16 protein-coding genes are annotated in these 15,740 nt (G+C 68.4%); 9 read left to right on the forward strand and 7 right to left on the reverse strand.

All coding sequences use genetic code 11. The annotated features are described in order from the left end of the window. Nucleotides 1–30: 30 nt before the first annotated feature. Nucleotides 31–1,209: an alpha/beta hydrolase family protein gene (locus NGR01S_RS05505; RefSeq protein WP_063035178.1), complete on the forward strand. Its 1,179-nt coding sequence runs from the start codon at nucleotides 31–33 to the stop codon at nucleotides 1,207–1,209. A gap of 186 nt (nucleotides 1,210–1,395) precedes the next feature. On the opposite strand, the gene NGR01S_RS05510 is transcribed toward NGR01S_RS05505, so the two are convergent. The 4 genes from NGR01S_RS05510 to NGR01S_RS05520 all read right to left on the reverse strand — a co-directional run bounded on the left by NGR01S_RS05510 (nucleotide 1,396) and on the right by NGR01S_RS05520 (nucleotide 4,772). After that, nucleotides 1,396–2,496 (reverse strand): cytochrome P450 family protein, encoded by a 1,101-nt coding sequence (locus tag NGR01S_RS05510; protein ID WP_444979983.1) that lies wholly within the window; start codon nucleotides 2,494–2,496, stop codon nucleotides 1,396–1,398. 705 nt (nucleotides 2,497–3,201) lie between these two features. Further along, nucleotides 3,202–3,714 carry a cytochrome P450 gene (locus NGR01S_RS05515; protein WP_063035090.1) on the reverse strand — a complete coding sequence of 171 codons (513 nt, stop codon included), beginning with the start codon at nucleotides 3,712–3,714 and terminating at the stop codon, nucleotides 3,202–3,204. Next, complete coding sequence (locus NGR01S_RS33130) at nucleotides 3,715–4,176, reverse strand: GNAT family N-acetyltransferase (protein WP_373861389.1); 462 nt, start codon at nucleotides 4,174–4,176, stop codon at nucleotides 3,715–3,717. It lies immediately after the preceding gene. A 185-nt stretch (nucleotides 4,177–4,361) separates the two neighbouring features. Next, nucleotides 4,362–4,772, reverse strand: a complete 411-nt coding sequence (locus NGR01S_RS05520) for a DUF5997 family protein (protein WP_063035091.1) — start codon at nucleotides 4,770–4,772, stop codon at nucleotides 4,362–4,364. Between the two features lie 61 nt (nucleotides 4,773–4,833). Between NGR01S_RS05520 and NGR01S_RS05525 the strand changes: the two genes are divergently transcribed. The 6 genes from NGR01S_RS05525 (at nucleotide 4,834) to mbp1 (ending at nucleotide 11,119) form a co-directional block, all read left to right on the forward strand. Beyond that, complete coding sequence (locus tag NGR01S_RS05525) at nucleotides 4,834–5,769, forward strand: LysR family transcriptional regulator (RefSeq protein WP_063035092.1); 936 nt, start codon at nucleotides 4,834–4,836, stop codon at nucleotides 5,767–5,769. 619 nt (nucleotides 5,770–6,388) lie between these two features. Next, nucleotides 6,389–7,438, forward strand: coding sequence for an ABC transporter substrate-binding protein (locus NGR01S_RS05530; RefSeq protein WP_063035180.1), 1,050 nt, complete (start codon nucleotides 6,389–6,391; stop codon nucleotides 7,436–7,438). A gap of 77 nt (nucleotides 7,439–7,515) precedes the next feature. Then, a complete protein-coding gene (locus tag NGR01S_RS05535; RefSeq protein WP_245664446.1) occupies nucleotides 7,516–8,505 on the forward strand; it encodes a FecCD family ABC transporter permease in 990 nt (329 codons plus the stop codon). Beyond that, a complete protein-coding gene (locus NGR01S_RS05540) occupies nucleotides 8,502–9,287 on the forward strand; it encodes an ABC transporter ATP-binding protein (protein WP_063035094.1) in 786 nt (261 codons plus the stop codon). Before NGR01S_RS05535 ends, NGR01S_RS05540 begins: the two co-directional genes overlap by 4 nt. A gap of 19 nt (nucleotides 9,288–9,306) precedes the next feature. Next, nucleotides 9,307–10,602: an MDR family MFS transporter gene (locus tag NGR01S_RS05545; protein WP_063035181.1), complete on the forward strand. Its 1,296-nt coding sequence runs from the start codon at nucleotides 9,307–9,309 to the stop codon at nucleotides 10,600–10,602. A gap of 274 nt (nucleotides 10,603–10,876) precedes the next feature. Then, nucleotides 10,877–11,119, forward strand: coding sequence for a microaggregate-binding protein 1 (gene mbp1, locus NGR01S_RS05550; RefSeq protein ID WP_063035182.1), 243 nt, complete (start codon nucleotides 10,877–10,879; stop codon nucleotides 11,117–11,119). A gap of 151 nt (nucleotides 11,120–11,270) precedes the next feature. On the opposite strand, the gene NGR01S_RS05555 is transcribed toward mbp1, so the two are convergent. From NGR01S_RS05555 to NGR01S_RS05565, 3 genes are all read right to left on the reverse strand, one after another. Continuing rightward, the gene (locus NGR01S_RS05555) at nucleotides 11,271–12,149 is read right to left on the reverse strand and encodes a CE1 family esterase (protein ID WP_063035095.1); all 879 of its coding nucleotides are present in this window, start codon (nucleotides 12,147–12,149) and stop codon (nucleotides 11,271–11,273) included. Nucleotides 12,150–12,374: 225 nt separating this feature from the next. Next, nucleotides 12,375–12,578 (reverse strand): hypothetical protein, encoded by a 204-nt coding sequence (locus tag NGR01S_RS05560; protein ID WP_063035183.1) that lies wholly within the window; start codon nucleotides 12,576–12,578, stop codon nucleotides 12,375–12,377. Nucleotides 12,579–12,701: 123 nt separating this feature from the next. Further along, nucleotides 12,702–13,436, reverse strand: coding sequence for an MBL fold metallo-hydrolase (locus tag NGR01S_RS05565; RefSeq protein WP_063035096.1), 735 nt, complete (start codon nucleotides 13,434–13,436; stop codon nucleotides 12,702–12,704). 130 nt (nucleotides 13,437–13,566) lie between these two features. On the opposite strand from NGR01S_RS05565, the gene NGR01S_RS05570 reads away from it, so the two are divergent. Together NGR01S_RS05570 and NGR01S_RS05575 are read left to right on the forward strand one after the other, a co-directional pair. Then, on the forward strand, nucleotides 13,567–15,102 hold the full coding sequence (locus NGR01S_RS05570) for an MFS transporter (RefSeq protein WP_063035097.1): 1,536 nt from the start codon (nucleotides 13,567–13,569) through the stop codon (nucleotides 15,100–15,102). Then, nucleotides 15,089–15,667 carry a TetR/AcrR family transcriptional regulator gene (locus NGR01S_RS05575; RefSeq protein ID WP_063035098.1) on the forward strand — a complete coding sequence of 193 codons (579 nt, stop codon included), beginning with the start codon at nucleotides 15,089–15,091 and terminating at the stop codon, nucleotides 15,665–15,667. The genes NGR01S_RS05570 and NGR01S_RS05575 overlap by 14 nt, the downstream gene beginning before the upstream one ends. The last annotated feature ends 73 nt before the right edge of the window (nucleotides 15,668–15,740 follow it).

Below are 15,740 nucleotides of genomic sequence, written 5' to 3' on the forward strand. Positions count from 1 at the left end.
CGGAGGTCAATCTTGTTCATTCACCGCTCGATCCCGCGGCTGTCCACAGCGACCGTCGTAGTCGTCAGCGCGGTGCTGATCATCGTCGCCGGCGGCGGAGTCGGCGTCGCCCCGGCCGGCCCTCCGGTTCCCGGCGGGACGCTGCTCGGCGCCCGACCACTGACCACCGTGGCGGCGCTACCGAGTGCCGCGAGAACGGATCTGATCACCTACACCTCCCACGACGCGCACGGCCGGCCGATCGTCGTGACGGGTACCGTCGCCGTACCCCGGTCGGCCCCGCCCTCCGACGGATGGCCGGTGATCAGTTGGGCGCACGGAACAACGGGGTATGCCGATCCCTGCGCGCCCTCACGGGATACCGACAACGGTCCGGCCCACGACTACATCGGTCCGGTGACCCAGGTTCTCGACACCTGGATCCAGCGTGGATACGTCGTTGTCCAAACCGACTACCAGGGCCTGGGAACCCCCGGCGGACATCCGTACATCAACGGGGTCAGCGAAGCGAACACTGTGACCGATATCGTGCAGGCGGCTCGCTCGCTCAACGATTCGATCGGCACGGACTGGGTCGCCGCCGGGCACAGTCAGGGCGGCCAGGCCGCGCTGTTCACCGCCCAGTACGCCGCGGCCCGGCAACCGGAGCTCTCGCTGAAAGGTGCCGTCGCCATCGCGCCGGGTGGTATCGGCCTCAGCCGGATGGTCGAATTCGTCGACAGCGGCCGGCCCGGCGCCACGGCCGCCGCGGCATTCCTGCCGCTCATCGTGCTGGGCGCGCACGTCGCCCAACCGGCTATCGACCCGGACAAGCTGTTCACACCGGCCGCCCGGCCGATGCTGCAGGCGGCGCGCACCGGTTGTGTGGCGCAGATCCGCGAAGTTCCGCCGATACCGGCCACCGAGATCTTCGCACCCGATGCCGACTTCGGCCCCCTGACCCGGTATCTGGAAGAACAAGACCCGTCGGTCACCGTTCCCGAGGTGCCGGTGCTGATCGCCCAGGGCAGCGCGGACACGCTGGTGACCGAGCCGAGTACGGACGCACTCGTCGACGCGCTGTGCGGCAAGGGGACGACGGTCGACTACCGGGTCTACGACGGCCAGGACCACCGCGCGACTGTCCCCGGCTCACTGGCCGACGCGCAGCGGTTCGCGGCCGCGGCGCTTTCGGGAGAGCCCGCCACCGACATCTGTGCGGCCGGATGATCGCAGAGTCCACTTCGACCACCGGTCCCGGCGGATATCCGGGAAACGGTCTCCATGCCGGACCGGCGTTCGCACCGGCCGTCCGTGCTCACGGGCAGGCGGAACTCCGTCGGCAGCTACCCCGGGTGCCGCGTACACGGAAAGGCGCCGACGGCGAGCGCCCGGAACATCGCATCGGTTCGTCGACTAAATTGTGAGCGGCGCGGATTCGGGAAACTCCACCGGCAGTGCGGTCAGCGCACGCTGGAAAGGCCCGGGGCGCCAGGTGAGTTCCTCGGCCGGCACGGCGAGGCGCAGTTCGGGCAGAGCGTCGAGCAGTTGATCGATGGCCTCCTGCGCCACCAGGTAGGCCACCTCTTTCGCCGGGCACATATGCGCTCCGATACTCCAGGCGAGATGGGCACGGTTGTCGGTATACACCCCGGTATCGATGGCCGGATCATTGTTGCACGCGGCGAGGCTGATCATCACCGGCTGATGGGCAGGCAGCCAGACGCCGTCGATCAGCACCGGCTGCCGGGGGAAGGAGACCGCGTAATTCGCCACCGGCGGGTCGGTGAACAGCACCTCGTCCACGGCGTCCCGGGTCGACAGGCTCCCGCCGAGGATGCCGCCGGCGAAACGCTCATCGGTGAGAATCAGCCGCAGCGAATTGACGATCAGGTTCTGCAGCGGTTCGATTCCCGCTCCGAAGAAGCTGTAAACGTTGTGCAGCATCTCCTCGTCGTCGAGGTTCGCCGAGTCGTGCACCATCCGGGTGACGATGTCCTGACCGGGTTCGGACTTCTTGAGGCCCACCAGATCGGCCATGGCCTGTTCCAGCATGGCGTTGCCTTCGGCGGCGGCCGCTGTCGATCCCTCGATCATTGTCGCCATTCCGGCCGCCGCGCGTTGACTGATTTCGGCCGGACAGCCCAGTATGTCGTTGAGGAGCGCGAAGGTCAGCGGGAACGCGTACTGCTCGATGAGTTCCGCCGAACCGGTGGTGCAGAAGGCGTTGATGAGCGGCACGGCGATCTTTTCCACTCGGCTGTGCAGCGAGTAGAGATCGACCCCGTTCACCCCGCCGACGGTTGCCTGCCGGTAACGGGCGTGCACGGAGCCGGAGTTACGGACTGCCGACGGGCGCCATTCCAGTAGGGGGAGCACGGGGCAATCGCGCGGGATATCTCGCTGCCAGATACGGGAATCCGCCGGGAAGTGCTCAGGATCGTTGAGGATGCGCACAGCAGTGTGATAGCCGACCACGAGTGTCGCCGGGACGCCGGGAGCCAACTCGACCGGCACCAACGCACCGTATCGGCGGCGCATTTCGCGATAGGCGCGGTGCGGCTCCTGGGCGATCTCCTCGGCGTAGAACGGAACCCGAGGCCCGTCAGTGCTCTGTGGTGATCCGTGGACGAGTGGAAGTGTGGCGGACTGAGCATCGGGCGTCGGTGAAAACAACTGTGTCACTCCATATGGGCGGGCGGATGTGGCGCCCGGAAGCACCTCTGCCGACGCCACCGGAACGCCCGAGGCGAGACTACTCGAGGAAGACGCCCGATCCGAACCGACCGCCCGGCATTGATCACCGCCGTATTCGATCTGCAACGCACGGTTTCGTCTTCGCCCGCAGGTGATTCCACAGGTATGCCGCACGTACTCCGGCGACTTACCGGCCACCGCCGTGGAGATCCATGCATTCCTCTCCGGATCGGTCGATTCGACCGTGAATACCGGGAGTTGCGTGGTGTCGATCGGCGGCCCATGAGCGATGGTCGGCGCCGCCGGATCATGCACCATACCGTGGCACAGGAGGCCTGTTTTATCACCGCCACCCGGGCATCGGATCACGGTGAGTCGCCGACCGGGTGGCTCTCGTACCTTTGCGCACGGTATTCGAGCCATCCAGCCGGTAGCGAGATCATCCCTATCCACCGGATCATCCATATTCAGCGGGGTTCCAGGAACGGGTCGGCCTGTTGGTGAAGATGAACCGCAATGCCTTGATCATGATGTCACCTCCTTCCCGGGGCTCGGTCGGGCGCGGACGGGGTGTGCGGGGATACGCCGCAGGGTGAACGGCCTGGGGATCGCGGCGTTGGTCACGATCGGGCGGGTGTCACCGCCGCCGATAACGCGCAGACAGGCGTTCTCGGTGAGTATGGTGGCCGCATCGGTGACCAGATCGTGGGCGACCGCGGCGCCGGCGCAGGTGAAGGGGCCGGAACTGAAGGGTACGAAGGGGCCGTGGCCGTCCGGTCGAATCCAGCGGTCCGGTTGGAAGGTCTCCGGTCCGGCCCAGTGCTCTCTGTCGTGGTGGAGCAGGTAGGGGCTGACGGACAGCAGGTCGCCGGCCCGGAAGCCCATCCCCCCGAACTCGGCGGGATACGGGACAGAACGGCTGACCATCCAGGAGACCGGCCGGTGCCGCAGCGCCTCACGGACCACCCGGTCGACGGGCCGGAGGTCGACCGCATGGCGGGTACTCCGGCGCCGGGGGATCGGCCACGGTGCCGACAATCATCCTCGACCGCCGACGGCCCGGTCCCGATGCGCCGGGACACACGCATGAGCCCCGAGTGACCGTTGAGCGTTAACCGTTGCCGGGCCGATCCACCTCGGCGGAGCTTCCGTTGCCAGGCGCGCGTACATGAACATATCGCGGCGTCGTTCGCCGACCTTCTGCCACGATCTGAGGAGCCCTTCGCGTACGAAACCGGCTCGCTCCGCAGTGCGGATCGATGCGCGGTTCCAAGGTTCGACATAGAGCTGGAGCCGTGGGATGTGCAGTTCCTCCAGCGCCCAGGTAGCCATTGCCGTCAGCGCATGCGCGGCGACGCCGTGCCCACGGGCAGAGCCCACACCCAGTAGCCGAGCGAGGCACGGCCTTCGTCGATGTCCTTCAACCACAGGCCGATACTTCCCAGTGGTGCGTCGTCTCGCCGCCGCACGATCACCGCTCGACCGGCCGCTCGTCGCCACTGCCCTGGACCGCTACGAGCGCGGCGGCGCGTTCACCCGGAGTCGACCGCCATCCCGACAGCGAATCCCGACTCGCAATGGAAGGCGCCCCGAGACGGTCGGCGAGCATGCACCAAGGGAATGCCCGGCCGGCTCACCGGCGCCGCGGCGAGGACTGCCCCCCGAGTTCGGTCGACTCGGAACGATCAGTAGCCCTTCGCCGCGCGGTTGGTCGCTGCCCGGCGTTCGGCTTCCTTGGCCTGGACCCGTTCCTCCTCGGCACGCACGACGGCATAGCTTTCGCGTTCGCGGATCAGCCACTCCGGCGGATCCGCGAGGAACGCGGCGATCTCGTCGGCGGTGAGCGCGTCGGACACTCCGGCCCGGGTCAGGCCACTGTTGGAGACACCGAGCTTACGGGCCACGATATCGCGCGGGAACGGTCCGGTACGGCGCAGCTCGGCGAGCCACTGCGGCGGGTTCGCCCGGAGCTCGTCCAGCTCATTTCGGGAAATCGGGTGGTTCCGGAACTCTTCGGGAGCCGCCGGCAGATAGATGCCGAGCTTGTTCGCCGCGGTCAGCGGCTTCATCATCTGCGATTTCTGGTCCGGGCTCACCGCAACAGCGTATCGGGCCGCCGAGGCGGTCCGGACTTCGCGGTGCCATACGCTTGCCGGTATGAGCCGGTTCCCCTCGATCGATGTGCAGCAGCTGCGCTGGTTCGCCGCAGTCGCGGAGGAACTGCACTTCGCACGCGCCGCGAAGGCATTGCACATCTCGCGCCAGAAACTCAGCCACACGGTCATCGACCTGGAGACCGAGCTCGGTACGAAGCTGTTCGTGCCCGGCGCCCAGCCGACCCGGCTGACCGACGCGGGACGGGAGTTACTGCGGGAGGCGCGCGACATCATCGCTCGTACCGAGAACGAGACCGGCACCACGGCGGTCGCGGTTCCCGCCACGCTGCGGATCGGGTTCGTGCCCGGTGTCACCGTCACCAAGTGGGAGCGGATATGGGGCCGGCGGTTCCCGGATACCCCGCTCGAGCTGGTCGCCCTCGCCCAGGCCGACCAGGAGTCGGCGCTGCGCGAGGGCCGCGTCGATATGTGCTTCGTCCGCTTGCCGATCGAGCGTGACGGCATGCACGCGATCCCGCTCTACCGTGAGTTGCCCGTCGTCGTGGTATCCAAGGACAACGAGATCTCACTATTCGAGGAGGTCGGCATGGCCGATCTCGCGGGCGAGCGCCTACAGGACGCCGGCGATATCGACGCCGTCAAAGCCACCATCGAACTCGTCGCCGCCGGAGTCGGGGTCGCCATCGTGCCCCATTCGATCGCCCGCCTGCACCACCGGCGCGACATCGTCTACCGCACCGTGACCGATACCGACGACACCGAAATCGCCCTGGTCTGGCCGTCGACCCGGACCACCGGCCTGGTCGAGGAGTTCATCGGCGTGGTGCGCGGCCGTTCCGAACACAGCTCCCGATCCCCCGCCGGGAAAGGCACCGAACCAGAACCGCGCAAGCCGCAATCCGCGGGGAAACGACCGCGTCCCGCGCGGAAACCGATCCCCGCGAGGAAGAAGCCGGCGCGGGGGCGTAAACGCTAGTCACTCGACTCCGCAGACCTGATAACCCCTCGAGCCATCCGGACAACCGGCACCGCGGCGGGGACGGTTGGGCATTGCGCAGGCAGTCCGTCGAATCCCGCGCCTCCGCGAAAGCCCGAGCCGGCCGCCGCTCGCGGCCCGGCGGTATCCACGCCTCCCCTGCGAGGAGCATCCGGGGGCCTGGCACAGCTCGCGTTCGACGGAGGCCGGGTCCTTGGAGGCGTGGCGTGGCGTTCGATCAACGACGCGATGGTGGTCGCGATCAGGTAGTGGCCGGCGGCGCGGCCGTGACATCCGGACCGCGGCCGATATCCGACGCCGGGCTCCCGGTCCTGATCGGCCGCGGGTCGGCCCATACCGATTCGGATGTTCTTCACCCGCATGAACTCGTGGAGGCCGTCGAGACCACCGGTGCGGCCGAAGCCGCTGTGTTTGTAGACTCGGCACCCCACGCCGTAATCGGCTTACATGGCTCTGACCGGCAGGTATACCGCGCCACTAAGGTTAGGTTTACTTGTGCTAGCGTGCATCTGATCCCTCGACACAGGTTGTGCATGTCGGCCCACCGTGATCGCTCGAGGCGACACCTGTACCCGACAGACAGAAAGCTGTGGCGAACGTGAAGATCTCTGGGGGCCGGATCGGCCTCGTGGCCGTCACCGCCGTACTGGCGAGCGCGCTCGTCGCCTGCGGGCAATCCGAGCAGGTCGGCGATGCCGGCGCCGTCACCACCGGAGAGGGCGGTACCACCTACCCCCTGGTTCTCGACAACTGCGGCACAACGGTCACCGTGGACGCGGCGCCGCAGCGGGTCGTCTCGCTGGATCAGGGCTCGACCGAGATCCTGCTGTCGCTCGGTCTCGAAGACCGCGTGGTGGGAGCCGCATCGTGGACCGATCCCGTGCGCGAGAATCTGGCGGCGGCGAACGAAACGGTTCCCCGGCTCGCCGACAACGCCCCGACCTACGAGGTCGTCCTGGGTGCCGATCCCGACTTCGTCACCGCGTCGTTCGGCCGGCACTTCAAACAGGGTGGCGTCGCGGAGCGCGCCCGGTTCGCCGAGACCGGGATCGAGTCGTATCTGTCCCCGACCGATTGCGAGAAAGACGTGAGCATCAACGGTGGCGGGAAACGCACCACACCGCTGACGATGGACGCGCTGTACCAGGAAATCGGTGAGCTCGCCGCCATCTTCGATGTGAACGAGCGGGGCGCGCGACTCATCGACGAACTGCGGGGCCGCGAGACGGCGGCCCTCGCCGGGATCGAGAAGTCGAATGTGTCGATGGCCTTCTGGTTCGCCGATACCAAGAGCCCGTACGTGGCCGGCGGCCTGGGTTCGGCGAACCTGCTCGCCACCACGGTCGGTGCCACCAATGTGTTCACGGACCTGACCGACGACTGGCCCGCCGTGGGCTGGGAGACCATTGTGGAGCGCAATCCGGATGTCCTCGTTCTCGGCGACCTCCTGCGCAACCGGTTCCCCGGCGATCTGCTGGCCGACAAGATCGCCTTCCTCGAATCCGATCCGGTCACGCGGAATCTGGACGCCGTCCGCAACAAGCGGTACATCGCACTGCACGGCGCGGAGATGAACCCGTCCATCCGCGCCGTCGACGGGCTCGAAAAGGTGGCCGCCGGCCTGGACGACCTGCAGGTGCCCCACTGACCGCCACCCGCGACCGCGCCGACGCTGCCGCCCCCGGACCGATCCGGGGGCGGCAGTGGGTCGCCGGGTCGCTGATAGTGGCCGGCGGGCTCGTCGCGCTCGCCCTGTCGGTTCTCGTCGCCGCCACACTGGGTCCGGCGGACATCTCGTCGGTGAACGTCCGTGACATCCTGCTCAATCATTTCGGCCTCGCCGACATTCCGGTACGGCCGGCGAAGAACGCGATCGTATGGGAGGAACGGCTCCCGCGGACGCTGGTGGCGGCCGCGTGCGGTGCCGGGCTGGGAATCTGCGGTGCGATTATGCAGTCGCTGCTGCGCAACCCCCTCGCGGACCCCTTCGTCCTGGGCATTTCGTCGGGCGCGTCGACCGGTGCGGTGATCGTGGGGGTTCTCGGTGTCGGCGGCGCCGCCCTCGGTCTGTCCGGCGGTGCGTTCATCGGAGCACTGGTCGCGTTCGGGCTGGTGCTCCTGCTCGCCCGCCTCGCCGGCGGTAGCAACGACCGCGTCATCCTCGCGGGTGTCGCCAGTACCCAGTTGTTCTCGGCGTTGACCTCGTTCGTCATCTTCGCGTTCGCGGACTCCGACGAGACCCGCGGCGTGATGTTCTGGTTGCTGGGATCGCTCGAGGGCGTCCGCTGGGACGACGTCCGCCTGTGCGCGGTGGTGGTGCTCCTCGGGACGGCGGTGTGCCTGTACTCCACGCATGCCCTGGACGCCTTCGCCTTCGGTGACGATGTCGCGGCCTCGCTCGGTATCTCTGTCGGGAAGATCCGGCTCATGCTCCTGGTGGTCACCGCGATCATCACCGCGACCCTGGTCAGCGTCGCCGGGGCGATCGGGTTCGTCGGGCTCGTACTCCCGCATGCGGCGCGCTTCCTGCTGGGACCGCGGCACAGCCGGTTGATTCCCGCGACGGCCCTGCTGGGTGCGGTGTTCATGGTGTGGGTGGACGCCGTCTCCCGTGTCGCCTTCGCGCCCACTCCGCTGCCGGTGGGCGTCGGGACCGCACTGGTGGGTGTTCCCGCGTTCATCGTCATCCTGTCGCGCCGGAGGAGGAAACAGTGACACTGCACGCGGACGCCGTCACCTGGAACCGTGGTGGTGCGCTCGTCGTCGACGGAGTCACGGTGACGATGACGCCGGGTGCGACCCTGGGTCTGCTCGGTCCGAACGGGTCCGGGAAGTCGTCGCTACTGCACCTGCTCAACGGTGTCGTGCGCCCGACCACGGGTGTCGTGACCCTCGACGGCAACGACCTGTCCACCATGCGACGCAAGGAGGTCGCGCGCGCGGTGGCCGTGGTGAGCCAGCACGCCGATACCGACCTCGACATCACCGTCGGCGACGTCGTGCGCCTGGGGCGCATCCCACACCGCACCACGTTCGGCGGGAACCTGTCCGCCGACGAGGCCGCGGTGGCGGCCGCGCTCGAGCACACCGGCCTCACCACGAAAGCCGACCGGCTCTGGCACCGACTCTCCGGCGGCGAGAAACAACGTGTCCAGATCGCCCGGGCCCTGGCCCAGGAGCCGCGTGAACTGCTGCTGGACGAGCCGACCAATCACCTGGACATCCATCACCAATTGGAGTTGCTGGCACTGGTCACCCGGCTGCCGGTCACCAGTGTGATCGCCCTGCACGACCTCAATCTCGCCGCCATGTTCTGCGACGCGGTGATCGTCTTGAAGGAAGGCCGGGTCGTCGCCGGCGGAAAACCCGCCGAGGTCCTGACCTCCGATCTGATCGCCCAGGTGTACAACGTCCGTGCCGAAGTCCTCGTCGACGAGTCGAAGGGGCGGCTGTCGATCCTGTTCGAACCCGGTCCCGTTGCCGTCCCCGCGCGCTGACGACCGGCAGGCCTCGGCGGTGCCGGATACGACAGCACGTCCCCGGGGGCCGCGCCGGCACCGTTGGTCGCTGCTGACCGGCCTGGCGGACGCGACCCCGACGGTCCGGCTGCTCGTCCTCACTCAGCTCGCGTTCAATATCGGCTTCTTCATGGTGTTGCCGTACCTGTCGGTGCACTTGACGGAGGATCTCGGCCTGCGGGCGGCGTTCGTCGGCGTGGTGCTCGGGCTCCGCACGTTCTCCCAGCAGGGCTTGTTCTTCATCGGCGGCTCGCTCGCGGACCGGTGGGGTGTGAAGCCGGTGGTCCTCGCCGGGTGTGTGTGCCGGATCCTCGGCTTCGCCGGGCTGGCCTTCGCCGCGTCGGTGCCCGCAATCGTAGTGGCGACCATCCTGACCGGGTTCGCCGGCGCGCTGTTCTCGCCGGCGGTCGAGTCCGCCCTCGCCACTGCCTCCGGAAGCGACGAGAACGGCGGCGGGTCCCGCACGGATGCCTTCGCGCTGTTCACCGTATGCGGTCAGATCGGCGCCTTCGCCGGTCCGCTGCTCGGATCGTTGCTGCTGGTGGTCGACTTCTCCGCCGCGTGCCTGGTCGCGGCCGGTCTCTTCGTCGCGATCCTCCTCTTCCATCTCCGCCGGCTCCCGGCCCAACCCGGCGCCCACGCCGCCGACGGGTGGCTCGACGGCTGGCGGGAAGTGGTCGCGAACAAGCGCTTTCTCCTCTTCGCGGTAGCGATGAGCTCCCAGCTGGTGGCATACAACCAGCTGTATCTGCTGCTCCCCCTGGAGATCGATCGCGCATGGGGTTCGCAGGCCCCGCTGGGCTGGTACTTCGCTCTGACGTCGGTATTCGTCGTCCTCGCCCAGCTGCCCATCACGCGACGGCTGCGCACCGCCACGGCCCTGCCGGCGGGCCTGACCGTGATGGCGGGCGCATTCGTCGTGATGGCTCTCCTCGCGCCGGCCCGGCTCCATGGCCTGCCCGCACTGATTCCCGCCGCCGTGTTCACCCTCCTCCTGGCCCTCGGGCAGATGATCGCCATGCCCGTCGCCCGAGATCTGGTGCCGCGACTCGCCGCCGAACGCCGCCTCGGGTCGTACTACGGACTCCTCGCTTCGATCGGCGGACTCGGCGTATTGGTCGGCTCGGTACTCATCGGAGCCCTGATCGACGTGATGCCGGCCGGCACCGGCTGGGGGCTCGCCGCGCCGTGGTGCGCGGTCGCCGTGACCCTCGCCGGCAGTGCTCTCGTCCTGGTGCTGCAACTGCGCTCACGTGGTTCGGCATCGGCAGGTCTGTCCCACGGTGCCGAATAGCATCGCGGTCGAAAAGAGTGGGTCGTGGACCGGAAACCAGACGGCTGGTCCCCTCGGCATCGTGGGAACTCGCCGAGGAGGCGACGAAGAGCAGCGCGGCGCGGTGAAGCCGAGCCACTACTGCCACGGCGGTAGGAACCGGTCGACGACCGCGCACTGCCGCACGGGCTGCGCTTGCCGCGTCCACGCCACCCGGAAAGAACACCGATTGAACCCGTGAACGCCGGGTATGTCGCAGATATCCACCAAAACCGAACAGTCGGAGGTAGATATCGTGGCCGAGAAGCAGACTGGCCCCCGGGAAGGACTGGAAGGCGTCGTCGAAGGCGTGAAGGGCAAGGCCAAGGAAGTAGGCGGTACCCTCCTCGACAACAAGGACCTGCGTGACGAGGGCATCGCCCAGCAGGATAAGGCCGAGGCGCAGCGTGAGGTCGCGGAGAAGGAAGCCGAAGCCGAGAAGGCGCGCTCCGAGGCCGACGTACAGGAAGCACGGCAGCGGTCGCATCAGGGACGATAGCGATTTCGGCGGCGGTGTCCCGAACGCCTTCCGCGGGGCGCGCGGATACCGCTCACTCGACGGCGGCCGCCCGGACAAGTCCGGGTGGCCGCCGTTGTTCTGTCGTCACAGCGATTCCGGACCGCCGACTCGCTTCCGCTCGAGCCAGCGGTCAGGGATGTGGGTGGGCCGAGAACAGCTGCCACATCCGGTTCAGCACCTCGGTGCGTCGCGTACCCGTCGGCCAGGCATGACTGCCGCCGTTGTAGACACGCCACAGGACCTGGGTACCGGACGCGCAGTCCCAGCGCTTCGAATCCTTGACATCGGTTCCGCCGTCGGGTTGCTCGTTCTGGCAGGGGCGGTTTTCCCAGCTCCAGTACACGACATGGCTGTAGGCGATGGGTTCGACCACCGTGGTGTCGTTCGCCGAGGCGAACACTCCCCAGGAGACCGCCCGAGCCGGGTCACAGCCCGTGGGTGGGGGCGCGGGCGCATAGACCGCGCCCGAAGCGAAAAGACCAGGATCAGTACAGGCGACGCGGGAGGCCATCTGTCCACCGTTGGAATGGCCCGACAGATGGATACGTTTCGGGTTCACGCAGTATTTCGCGCGCACATCGGCCACCACCTTCTGGATATGGGTGATGTCGTAGGCGCCCGCACCCGCGTCCCAGCCCCAGCCCGGGCTCTCCGGTTTGCTACCGCGCGGATAGACCACGATGGCCTTCTGCTGGTCGGCGATCGCATTCCAGCCCGATGCGGTGGCGATGTTCTCCGGGGTGCTGTATCCACCGTGGACGACGACCACGAGCGGCGCGCCACCGGCGGAGATGCCGGAGGGCACGTGTACCAGGTAGTACCGGCCGTCGAAGCCGTCGACCTTCAGGTTGCCACCGGTCGGGGTCGTGGAACACGCGACGGCCGTACCGCCCGGGTCTTCGGGAAACTCTTCGGCGGCGGCGGAACCCGTTGCGTATACCACGAGTGACAGGGCCGCGCAGGACGCGGCGAAGAGTGCGCCCAGGCGCTTCGAAAGGGAGGACGCCACGGAAACTCCTTGTGTGCGAACGTACTTCCTGCTCGCAGACTACTCAGGAGGCCATGGATTTGTGCAGGAATCGGCCGGTTCGAGCCCAGCGGCCGCACACCGGGGATCCGGACGGGCAAGGACGCGACGAGCCCGCTCCGGTCACGCGAGCGGCAGCCGGCCCACCGGCCCCAGCGACTCCGTCGAGAAGGTCCGGCCCGGTCGGGGCCGGACCCCCGTAGCCGCTCAGCGGCGGACGCGGCGCCAGCTCCAGGACCTGCCTCCGGCCCCGGCACGCGCACCCGTACCGAATCCCGCGAGGTGTAGGGCGATCAGCAACAGGCCGACGGTGACCAGAGTGCCGCCGGTGATGGAGTCACCGAGGCTGGCATTCGTCAGATCGAAAAGGAGCGCGAGACCGAACGCGACGGCGGCGGCGATGGCGAGCATGAGAACCTCCTGATGTTCTACCGGAACCGGCGACACCCGAACGGGTTGGTCGAGTTCCTATGTCGCACATACCCGCAAAACGTCTCAGCACACGGTGGCCGCCGGAATCGCCGGCGCCTCCTACTACGCGGTGGAATCGTCCACCCCGAAACGGGCGGCCAGGTCGTCCCGCTGCCGCCGGACGAATTCCGCGTCCACCACCGTTCCGTGCCCGGGCACGTACATCGCGTCCGCACCACCCAGCTCGAGCAACCGGTCGAGTGCGTCGGGCCACCGCGACCCCACGGCGTCGGGGCCGGCCTGCGGCTCCCCCGACTCCTCGACGAGATCACCGCAGAACACCACGGTGGGGTCGCCGGGCACCACGATGGCGAGATCGTGCCCGGTATGCCCGGGGCCGATACGGACCAGCAGAATTTCGCGACCGGCACCGCGCCGCAGCGCGGTCACCTCCCGCACGTATTCGCCGGGACGGACGAGTGCGTCGGCGGCCGCCCGGGCGGCTGCCGTGTCGAGCCCGTTGTCCACGGCATCGGCATACAACTCCGCTCGTCCGTCCCGGTACAGCGCCTGCGCACCGTCGGCCGCGAAGATCGGCACGGGCCCGAACGCCGCCGCACCGAAGACATGGTCGAAGTGACAATGGGTGAGCGCGATACCGGTGACCTCCCGCCCGGCCAGCCGCTGTGCCCGGTCCCGCACCCGGGCGCCTTCCTCGGGACTCGACCCGGTATCGATCACGAATGCGACGTCCTCCCCCACGATCAACCCGGCCGTGCAGTCCCATACCGGCAGCCGGCAGCGGCCTACTCCCTCGGCGAGCCGCTCCCACCCCAACTCTTCCCACGTCACCGTCATACCGAAACGCTAGCGGTCGGCCCCGCCGCGGAGATCGCGACGAGAGACACGAGCCGCCCGGGGTCCTGATGCTCAGCAAAAGTCCATTCAGTTTCTATAACAATCCAGATGGACTGTTAAAATAGGAGGAATGAGCGAAGCAGTGGAAATCGGAGCCGGCCGGGCGGGCCGCCGGGAGTGGGCGGCCCTGGCCGCGCTGGTCAGCGTGGTGCTACTGCTCGCCATCGATGGGACCGTGCTCTATCTCGCGGTACCGGCGCTGACAGCCGATATCCGGCCCAGCGCCACACAGCTGCTGTGGATCGGCGATATCTACGGGTTCGTCCTGGCCGGGCTGCTCATCACCATGGGCAATCTCGCCGACCGGATCGGGCGCAAACGTCTTCTGCTGATCGGCGCGGGCGCGTTCGGCGCCGCCTCCGTTCTCGCCGCCCTGGCGCCGAACGCCGAAACCCTCATCGCCGCGCGAGCGCTGCTCGGGGTGGCGGGGGCGACGCTGATGCCGTCGACCCTGTCCATCGTGCGTGCCGTATTCACCGATCCGCGGCAGCGGACGACGGCGATCGCCGTATGGTCGGCCGGCGCCACCGCCGGCGCGGCGGCGGGACCGTTGGTCGGCGGTCTGCTGCTCGAACATTTCTGGTGGGGTTCGGTGTTCCTCATCAATGTGCCGGTCATGGCCGTCGTCCTCGTGGCGGGCGCGCTCCTGTTGCCGGAATCCCGCGGCACCGCGGCACACGCTGTGGACTGGTTGTCCTCGGTGCTGTCGATCGTCACCATCGTGCCGCTGGTCTACGCGGTGAAGCACTGGGCCGGAACCGGGCTCGACGCGACGGTTGCGGTGGCGGCCCTGATCGGCGCGGCCGGCGGCCTGCTCTTCCTGCGCAGACAGTCGCGATTGGCGCTGCCGCTGGTGGATATCTCGCTGTTCCGGATGCCCGCGTTCAGCGGTGCCGTGCTGTCCACCGCGCTGTCGATCTTCGCATTCCTCGGGCTGCTGTTCTTCTTCTCCCAGTACCTGCAACTCGTCCGCGGGTACGGCCCACTGCAGGCCGGGCTGGCCGAACTGCCGACGACACTGGCCTCCCTGGCCGTGATCGCCGTAGTCGGCCTCCTGGTGGCCCGGTTCGGGGCCGGGCGGACGATCGGCGGCGCGCTGCTGGTGGCCGCCGCCGGTCTCGCCGGGGTCGGCTGGGCCGCTACCTCGTCCGGTTTCTGGACTCTCGGGATCGCGCTGGCGGTGTTGGGACTCGGTGTCGGCGTGGCCATGACGCTGTCGACGGACGCGGTGGTCACCGCGGTGCCGAAGGAGCGGGCGGGCGCCGCCTCCTCCATTGCCGAGACCGCTTACGAAATGGGCGGCGCACTGGGTATCGCGGTGCTGGGTTCGATCCAGCTGGCACGGTACCGCGCGAATCTGGAACTCGGGCCCGGCGCCGACCCGGACGTGGCCGCCGCGGCCCGGGATTCGCTCGCGGGCGCGGCGGGGGTCGCGGGCGATTCCGATATCTTCACCCGTGCGGCACACGCCTTCACCACCGCGCTGCAGTCCACGTCGTATCTCGCGGCGGCCCTGCTCGTGGTCGCGGGCATACTGGCCTGGCGCGTCATCCCGTCGCACCGGCCGGCCGCGGACAAGGAGCAGGGGCAGCATGAGCCGGTCTGACCAGGGCCTCACCCGAGACAAGGAACGCACCCGGCTGGCCGTGCTCGAGGCCGCGGAACGGATGTTCGCCGAACGCGGCGGCCGGGTGAGCCTGAGTGATATCGCCGCGGCCGCCGGCGTCACCAAGGGCGGTCTCATGCATCACTTCCCGAACCGGGACGCACTGCTGGCCGGGGTCACCGAACATCTGATCGCGAAAGTGTGGGCCGAGATACACGAGTGCATCGACCTGTCCGAGAACCGGCCCGGGAAGTTCACTCGCGGATACGTCCGCGCCCTGACCAGCGGTAGCGAATCGGTCGCGCGGGCGTTCAGCCCGACCGGCCTGGTCGTGACCCTGGGTACCGTCTCCGGCCTCGAGCAACTCTTCGCCGAGGACGCGCGGCGGCTGGACGAGGCGTTCGACGCCGACGGTCTCGCACCCGGGACGACGTCGGTGATCCGCTTCGCGGCCGAGGGGCTGGCCACCGCGGTCAACAGTCCCTATCTCGCCGCCGACCGGCTCGAATCGGCACGCGCCCAACTGCTCGCCATGACCGAGACCGCGGCGCCGGGCAACGAGTAACTCCAGCAGGAACGCGCGGTTCATAACGTACCCGGGTGCGACTGATATGCGGGCCGTGGAGCGCAGCGGCGGG

This window comes from Nocardia grenadensis NBRC 108939, from assembly GCF_001613445.1.
In the GTDB taxonomy this organism is placed as follows: Bacteria; Actinomycetota; Actinomycetes; order Mycobacteriales; family Mycobacteriaceae; genus Nocardia; species Nocardia grenadensis.

Excerpts from the sequence above, each read along its gene's own strand:
- NGR01S_RS05525 (WP_063035092.1), top strand. The coding sequence starts at position 4,834 with ATGAGCCGGTTCCCCTCGATCGATGTGCAGCAGCTGCGCTGGTTCGCC.
- NGR01S_RS05560 (WP_063035183.1), bottom strand. The coding sequence starts at position 12,578 with ATGCTCGCCATCGCCGCCGCCGTCGCGTTCGGTCTCGCGCTCCTTTTC.
- NGR01S_RS05565 (WP_063035096.1), bottom strand. The coding sequence starts at position 13,436 with ATGACGGTGACGTGGGAAGAGTTGGGGTGGGAGCGGCTCGCCGAGGGA.
- NGR01S_RS05570 (WP_063035097.1), top strand. The coding sequence starts at position 13,567 with ATGAGCGAAGCAGTGGAAATCGGAGCCGGCCGGGCGGGCCGCCGGGAG.
- NGR01S_RS05575 (WP_063035098.1), top strand. The coding sequence starts at position 15,089 with ATGAGCCGGTCTGACCAGGGCCTCACCCGAGACAAGGAACGCACCCGG.